The sequence below is a fragment of the Noviherbaspirillum denitrificans genome (genome assembly GCF_002211445.1).
Taxonomy (GTDB): Bacteria; Pseudomonadota; Gammaproteobacteria; order Burkholderiales; family Burkholderiaceae_D; genus Noviherbaspirillum; species Noviherbaspirillum denitrificans.
Window position 1 is genome coordinate 1,678,127 of sequence record NZ_LSTO01000001.1, and the last position, 6,680, is coordinate 1,684,806.

At 62.4% G+C, this 6,680-nt stretch carries 8 protein-coding genes; 6 read left to right on the forward strand and 2 right to left on the reverse strand.

Features of this window, described 5'->3' with window-relative positions:
* The first annotated feature begins 64 nt into the window (after positions 1-64).
* The 3 genes from AYR66_RS08350 to AYR66_RS08360 all read left to right on the forward strand — a co-directional run bounded on the left by AYR66_RS08350 (position 65) and on the right by AYR66_RS08360 (position 2,330).
* A complete protein-coding gene (locus AYR66_RS08350; RefSeq protein WP_088707120.1) occupies positions 65-1,012 on the forward strand; it encodes a hydrogen peroxide-inducible genes activator in 948 nt (315 codons plus the stop codon).
* A 72-nt stretch (positions 1,013-1,084) separates the two neighbouring features.
* Positions 1,085-1,939 carry a 4-hydroxybenzoate octaprenyltransferase gene (gene ubiA / locus AYR66_RS08355; protein ID WP_088707121.1) on the forward strand — a complete coding sequence of 285 codons (855 nt, stop codon included), beginning with the start codon at positions 1,085-1,087 and terminating at the stop codon, positions 1,937-1,939.
* Between the two features lie 73 nt (positions 1,940-2,012).
* Positions 2,013-2,330: an ElaB/YgaM/YqjD family protein gene (locus tag AYR66_RS08360; RefSeq protein ID WP_088707122.1), complete on the forward strand. Its 318-nt coding sequence runs from the start codon at positions 2,013-2,015 to the stop codon at positions 2,328-2,330.
* A 3-nt stretch (positions 2,331-2,333) separates the two neighbouring features.
* Here the strand turns inward: AYR66_RS08360 and proC are convergent, their stop codons facing one another.
* Positions 2,334-3,158 carry a pyrroline-5-carboxylate reductase gene (proC, locus tag AYR66_RS08365; RefSeq protein ID WP_088707123.1) on the reverse strand — a complete coding sequence of 275 codons (825 nt, stop codon included), beginning with the start codon at positions 3,156-3,158 and terminating at the stop codon, positions 2,334-2,336.
* The gene (locus AYR66_RS08370) at positions 3,148-3,852 is read right to left on the reverse strand and encodes a YggS family pyridoxal phosphate-dependent enzyme (RefSeq protein ID WP_088707124.1); all 705 of its coding nucleotides are present in this window, start codon (positions 3,850-3,852) and stop codon (positions 3,148-3,150) included. Before AYR66_RS08370 ends, proC begins: the two co-directional genes overlap by 11 nt.
* An 85-nt stretch (positions 3,853-3,937) precedes the next feature.
* On the opposite strand from AYR66_RS08370, the gene AYR66_RS08375 reads away from it, so the two are divergent.
* The 3 genes from AYR66_RS08375 to AYR66_RS08385 are packed head-to-tail and all read left to right on the forward strand — an operon-like array spanning position 3,938 to position 6,609.
* Positions 3,938-4,981, forward strand: a complete 1,044-nt coding sequence (locus AYR66_RS08375; protein WP_088707125.1) for a type IV pilus twitching motility protein PilT — start codon at positions 3,938-3,940, stop codon at positions 4,979-4,981.
* 9 nt (positions 4,982-4,990) lie between these two features.
* On the forward strand, positions 4,991-6,127 hold the full coding sequence (locus tag AYR66_RS08380) for a PilT/PilU family type 4a pilus ATPase (protein ID WP_088707126.1): 1,137 nt from the start codon (positions 4,991-4,993) through the stop codon (positions 6,125-6,127).
* A complete protein-coding gene (locus tag AYR66_RS08385; RefSeq protein ID WP_088707127.1) occupies positions 6,124-6,609 on the forward strand; it encodes a glutathione peroxidase in 486 nt (161 codons plus the stop codon). Before AYR66_RS08380 ends, AYR66_RS08385 begins: the two co-directional genes overlap by 4 nt.
* Positions 6,610-6,680 lie beyond the last annotated feature (71 nt).

Consider the following 6,680-nt stretch of genomic DNA (forward strand, 5'->3'; position numbering starts at 1 on the left):
TTTATACTATGATCACTATCGGATGCGGCCGGACGTTGTCCTACACAAGGAGGCAAACGTAACCATGACTCTTACCGAACTCAAATACATCGTCGCGGTCGCACGGGAAAAGCATTTCGGCCATGCCGCCGAAGCCTGTTTCGTTGCCCAGCCGACCCTGTCCGTCGCCATCAAGAAGCTTGAGGACGAGCTCGGCGTGGTGATTTTCGAACGCGGCGGCACCGAGATTTCGATGACTCCGCTTGGCTCCCAGATCGTGGCGCAGGCCGAACGGGTGCTGGAACAGACCGCCGCCATCAAGGAAATCGCCAAGCAGAACAAGGACCCGCTGGCCGGCCCGCTGCGCCTCGGCGTCATTTACACCATCGCCCCCTACCTGTTGCCGCCGCTGGTCAAGACCATGATCGAGCGCGTGCCGCAAATGCCGCTGGTGCTGCAGGAAAATTTCACTACCCGGCTGATCGAACTGCTGCGCCAGGGCGAACTGGACGCCGCCATCATGGCCCTGCCCTTCGCCGACCAGGGACTGGTGGTGCAGCCGCTGTACGACGAGCCCTTCGTCGTCGCGCTGCCCAAGCAGCATCCGTGGGCCGACCGGTCGACGATCCGGGCGGAAGACCTGAAATCCGAAACCATGCTCCTGCTCGGCAACGGCCACTGCTTCCGCGACCAGGTGCTGGAAGTCTGTCCGGAAATGTCACGCTTTTCGACCAGCGGCGATGGCATCGCGCGCACTTTCGAAGGCTCGTCGCTCGAAACCATCCGCCACATGGTCGCATCCGGCATCGGCATCACGGTGCTGCCGAAGGCATCCGTGCCGGAGGTGCAAGCGCGCGACGGCATGCTGCGCTACGTGCCCTTTTCCTCACCCAGCCCTTCGCGGCGTGTCGTCATTGCCTGGCGCAAGAGCTTCACGCGCCGCCCAGCGATCGATGCGATTCGCGACGCCGTCCTGTCCTGCGACCTGAACGGCGTGACCATGCTGCGCGAGGAGGAAGTCGTGGCGGCCTGACCTCTCGGCGTCCGCCGGGGCGCGGACGCCATGTTGCCGCTTATAATCCGGTTTTCCGTCGCAATCCCGACCATGAACCGACTCGCCCTTTACGCGCGGCTGATCCGCATCGACAAACCCATCGGCATCCTGCTCCTGCTCTGGCCGACCCTCTGGGCCATCTGGCTGGCGACAAAAGGCCATCCTGACTGGAACCTGGTTGCCATCTTCACGCTCGGCACCGTCCTTATGCGTTCGGCAGGTTGCGCCATCAACGATTACGCCGACCGGGACTTCGACAAGCATGTGAAGCGCACCGCGGAACGGCCTTTGACGAGCGGAAAAATCGCCGGTTGGGAAGCAGTGATGGTGGCGGCGGTGCTCGCCGTGATCTCGTTCGCGCTGATCCTGCCGCTCAATACGCTGACCAAGCAGCTGTCGGTCGCGGCGGTCCTGATCGCCGCCAGCTACCCTTATTTCAAGCGCTTCTTCGCCATCCCGCAGGCCTACCTGGGGATCGCCTTCGGCTTCGGCATCCCGATGGCCTTCGCCGCCGTGCAGGACACCGTGCCGGTGGCGGCATGGCTGCTGCTGATCGCCAACATTTTCTGGGCGGTTGCCTACGACACTGAATACGCGATGGTCGATCGCGATGACGACTTGAAGATCGGCATCAAGACCTCGGCGATCACCTTCGGCCAATTCGATGTAATGGCGGTGATGGTGTGCTATGCGGTGGCCTTCGTCATCATCCTCGTGGTCGGCCTTGAATACGGACTGCATGCGTGGTTCGTGGCCGGCATCCTGGTCGCCATCGGCTGCGCGGCCTATCACTACACCCTCATCCGCGAGCGCGACCGCATGCGCTGCTTCGCCGCCTTCCGCCACAACAACTGGCTGGGCGCGGCGATCTTTGCGGGGATCGCGTTGGATTACGCACTGAAGTAATTTGACACCTCGCAAGGCGTCCCCCGAGCTGTTGCTTACACTCAAAGCAGACCTGTTTTGAGAGGAGCACACGATGGATAAGATCGGACTCGGCGGCGATCTCCGCGACCGCCTGATGGAAGACTTGCAGCTGATCGTGAAGGATGCGGAAGACCTGCTGCGCAGCACCGGCCAGCAGGTGGACGAAGGCTACCGGACGGCGCGTGCGCGCTTTGAATCCACGCTGAGCAATGCGCGCAGCAACCTGGGCGACCTGGAAGAGCGCGTCGCCGAAGGCACGCGTGACGCGATCGACGCCACGCAACAATACGTGAAGGAAAATCCCTGGCAGGCCGTCGGCATCGGCGCGGCGGCCGGACTGGTGATCGGCCTGCTGATCGGGCGGCGCTGAAACTCAGTCCTTGCCGAATTCCTCGCCCAATTCCTTGCCACGGGCGGCGGCCGCCTTCAGCGCCTTGACGATGGCGTCCTTGACACCGCTGCCATCCATGCTGGTCAGCGCCGCATAGGTCGTGCCGCCCTTCGAGGTCACGCGCTCGCGCAGCACCGAGACGGGATCGGTCGAATTCGCGGCCAGTTGCGCCGCGCCCACGAAGGTTTCGATCGCGAGCTGGTTGCCCTGCTCCGCCGTCAGCCCCATCTCCTGCGCCGCCTGCTGCATTGCCTCGATGAAGTAGAACACATAGGCGGGGCCGCTGCCGGACACGGCGGTCACCGGGTCGATCAGCGATTCGTTGTCGAGCCAGACTGTCGCGCCCACCGCACGCATGATCGCGTCGGCAGCGTTGCGCTGCGCGTCCGACACGCCATCCATCGCCACCATGCCGGTAATGCCCTTGCCGATCAGCGCCGGCGTGTTGGGCATGGTGCGCACGATCGCGGCATGGCCGCCCAGCCAGCGCGACAGGTCGACCGCGCGGATACCGGCGGCGATCGACAGCACGAGTTGCTTCGACACATGCGGACGCAACTGCTGCACCACGTCCTTCATCTGCTGCGGCTTCACGGACAGCACAATCACCTCGCATTGCGCCAGCGCCGCATCGATCTGCGGTGAAGTGGTGACGCCGAAGGTTGATTGCAGCTTCTGCAGCGCGTCCGCATTCGGATCGACCACGTGGATGTTCGCGCCGGCAGTCAGTTTCCCGGCGAGGCCGCCGATGAGCGCGGACGCCATGTTGCCGCCGCCGATGAAGCCGATTTTCAGGTTACCTTGCATATGTCCTCTGTCCAAAAATAGCCGTTCCCACGCGCACGATCGTCGCGCCTTCCGCGATCGCCGCGTCCATATCCGCCGACATTCCCATCGAGAGGGTGTCGAGCCCCAGTCCTTCCTTGTTCAGTTGTTCCAGCAATTCCCGCAATTTGCGGAAAGGTTCGCGCTGGCGTGCCGTGTCTTCCGCCGGCTCCGGGATCGCCATCAGTCCGCGCAGCTTCAGGTTGGGCAATGCCGCCACTGCCTTCGCCAGCGCCGCCACCTCTTCCGGCGCGGCGCCGCTCTTGGTGTCTTCGCCGCTGATATTGACCTGCAGGCAGATGTTCAGCGGCGGCAGATGCGCGGGGCGCTGTTCCGACAAACGATGCGCGATTTTCTCCCGGTCGACCGAATGCACCCAGTCGAAATGCTCGGCAATCGGCCGCGTCTTGTTGCTCTGGATCGGCCCAATGAAGTGCCATTCGAGCGACAGGTCCGGACGCGCGGCGCGTACTGCTGCCATCTTGTCCACGGATTCCTGAAGGTAGTTTTCGCCGAAAGCACGCTGTCCGGCATCGGACGCTTCGATCACCGCATCGGCGCCGAAGGTCTTGGAAACCGCAAGAAGATGCACGTTTCGGGGATCTCGCAACGCTGCACGCGCCCCTTCTGCGATGCGCTCCCGCACGGCTTGCAAGTTGTAGGAAATTGGAGACATAATCGATTTACTCAAGGCAATACCGACACCTGCGGCCGGTATTGCTCATTTATTTACGGCACCCTCGCCGGCCCAGGGATTATAAATGGACATCTCCGAACTCCTCGCCTTCGCTGTCAAGAACAAGGCTTCCGACTTGCACCTTTCAGCCGGCCTGCCGCCGATGATCCGGGTGCACGGCGACGTGCGCCGCATCAACCTGCCGCCGCTCGAGCACCGTGACGTGCACGGCATGATCTATGACATCATGAACGACGGCCAGCGCAAAGCCTACGAGGAAGTGCTGGAGTGCGACTTTTCCTTCGCGATCCCCGGCCTGGCCCGTTTCCGCGTCAACGCCTACAACCAGGACCGCGGCGCGGCGGCCGTGCTGCGTACCATTCCGTCGAAGGTGCTGACGCTGGAGCAGTTGAACTGCCCCAAGATCTTCACCGACCTCGCTCTGAAGCCGCGCGGCCTGGTGCTGGTGACCGGCCCGACCGGCTCGGGCAAATCCACCACGCTGGCAGCCATGATTAACCACCTGAACGAAACCGAATACGGCCACATCCTCACCGTCGAGGATCCGATCGAATTCGTGCACGAATCCAAGAAGTGCCTGATCAACCAGCGCGAAGTCGGCCCGCACACGATGTCCTTCCAGAATGCGCTGCGCTCCGCGCTGCGTGAAGACCCCGACGCGATCCTGGTCGGCGAATTGCGCGACCTCGAAACCATCCGCCTCGCGCTGACCGCCGCCGAAACCGGCCACCTTGTGTTCGGCACGCTGCACACCTCGTCCGCCGCCAAGACCATCGACCGTATCGTCGACGTGTTCCCGGCGGAAGAAAAGGAAATGGTGCGCGCGATGCTGTCCGAATCGCTGCAGGCCGTGATTTCGCAGACGCTGCTCAAGACCAAGGACGGCAGCGGCCGCGTTGCCGCGCACGAGATCATGCTGGGCACGCCGGCAATCCGCAACCTGATCCGCGAAGCGAAGGTCGCGCAGATGTATTCCGCCATCCAGACCGGCAGCAACATCGGCATGCAGACGCTGGACCAGAACCTGACCGACCTGGTGCGCCGCAATGTCATTTCTTCCGCCGCCGCGCGTGCTGCCGCGAAGTCGCCGGAAAACTTCCCCGGTTAAGGAGCCAGCATGGAACGCGAACAGGCTACAAAATTCATGCACGACCTGCTGAGGCTGATGCTCAGCAAGAACGGCTCCGACCTTTTCATCACCGCCGAATTCCCGCCGGCATTCAAGATCGACGGCAAGATGACGCCGGTGTCGAACCAGCCGCTGACGTCCACGCACACCGTCGAACTGGCGCGCGCAATCATGAACGACAAGCAGGCGGCGGAATTCGAAGCGACCAAGGAGTGCAACTTCGCGATCAGCCCGGGCGGCCTCGGCCGTTTCCGCGTGTCCGCCTTTGTGCAGCAGGGCAAGGTCGGCATGGTGCTGCGTACCATCACCACCACCATCCCGAAGCTGGAAGACCTCGGCGTGCCGGAAGTGCTGAAGGAAGTGGCGATGACCAAGCGCGGCCTGGTCATCATGGTGGGTGCGACCGGTTCCGGTAAATCGACGACGCTGGCCGGCATGGTCGGCTACCGCAACGAGAACAGCTACGGCCATATCATCACCATTGAAGACCCGGTGGAATACGTGCACCCGCACAAGAACTGCATCGTCACGCAGCGCGAAGTGGGTGTCGATACGGCCGACTGGTTTGCCGCGCTGAAGAACACGCTGCGCCAGGCGCCGGACGTGATCCTGATCGGCGAAATCCGCGACCGCGAGACGATGGACTATGCGGTGGCCTTCGCCGAAACCGGCCACCTCTGCCTTGCCACGATGCACGCCAACAGCGCCAACCAGGCACTCGACCGCATCATCAACTTCTTCCCGGAAGAGCGTCGCCAGCAATTGCTGATGGACTTGTCGCTCAACCTGAAGGCCATGATTTCGCAACGACTGATTCCGCTCAAGGACACCAAGGGCCGTTGTGCTGCAGTAGAGGTGATGCTGAACTCGCCATTGATTTCCGACCTGATCTTCAAGGGCGAAGTGCATGACATCAAGGAGATCATGAAGAAATCGCGCGAACTGGGCATGCAGACCTTCGACCAGGCGCTGTTCGACCTGTATGAAATGGGCAAGATTTCCTACGAGGATGCGCTGCGCAATGCGGACTCGGTCAACGACCTGCGCCTGTCGATCAAGCTCAACAGCAAGGATGCGCAAGGTCGCGACCTGAGCAAGGGCACGGAACACCTGGGCATCGTATGACGACGGTTTACGACTTCAAGGCCAGGGGCATCGATGGCAAGGACATCGACCTGAAGCAGTACCAGGGCAAGGTGCTGCTGATCGTCAATACCGCCAGCGAATGCGGCTTCACGCCCCAGTACAAGGGGCTGGAAGCAGTCTATGAACAGTTCGCGGGAAAGGGGGTCGAGGTGCTCGGCTTCCCCTGCAACCAGTTCGGTGCGCAGGAGCCGGGCAGCAATGCGGATATCGGCCACTTCTGCGAAGCCAACTACGGCGTAACCTTCCCGCTGTTCGACAAGATCGACGTGAACGGCGATGCGGCGCATCCGCTGTTCAAGCACCTCAAGAGCGAGGCGCCCGGCTTGATGGGCACCGAAGCGATCAAATGGAATTTCACCAAGTTCCTGGTCCGCAAGGACGGGCGCGTGTACAAGCGCTATGCGCCGCAGACCGAGCCGATGGAACTGGTGAAGGACATCGAGAAACTCCTCACGGAGTAGCGGCGAGGCCGGCCGTCAGGCCGCCACGCCGAGGAACTTCAATACGAACGGCACCAGCAACGCGGTCAGCC

Coding starts and splice junctions, on each gene's coding strand:
- AYR66_RS08385 (WP_088707127.1), top strand. CDS start 6,124: ATGACGACGGTTTACGACTTCAAGGCCAGGGGCATCGATGGCAAGGAC.
- AYR66_RS08370 (WP_088707124.1), bottom strand. CDS start 3,852: ATGTCTCCAATTTCCTACAACTTGCAAGCCGTGCGGGAGCGCATCGCA.
- AYR66_RS08380 (WP_088707126.1), top strand. CDS start 4,991: ATGGAACGCGAACAGGCTACAAAATTCATGCACGACCTGCTGAGGCTG.
- proC (WP_088707123.1), bottom strand. CDS start 3,158: ATGCAAGGTAACCTGAAAATCGGCTTCATCGGCGGCGGCAACATGGCG.
- AYR66_RS08350 (WP_088707120.1), top strand. CDS start 65: ATGACTCTTACCGAACTCAAATACATCGTCGCGGTCGCACGGGAAAAG.
- AYR66_RS08375 (WP_088707125.1), top strand. CDS start 3,938: ATGGACATCTCCGAACTCCTCGCCTTCGCTGTCAAGAACAAGGCTTCC.
- ubiA (WP_088707121.1), top strand. CDS start 1,085: ATGAACCGACTCGCCCTTTACGCGCGGCTGATCCGCATCGACAAACCC.
- AYR66_RS08360 (WP_088707122.1), top strand. CDS start 2,013: ATGGATAAGATCGGACTCGGCGGCGATCTCCGCGACCGCCTGATGGAA.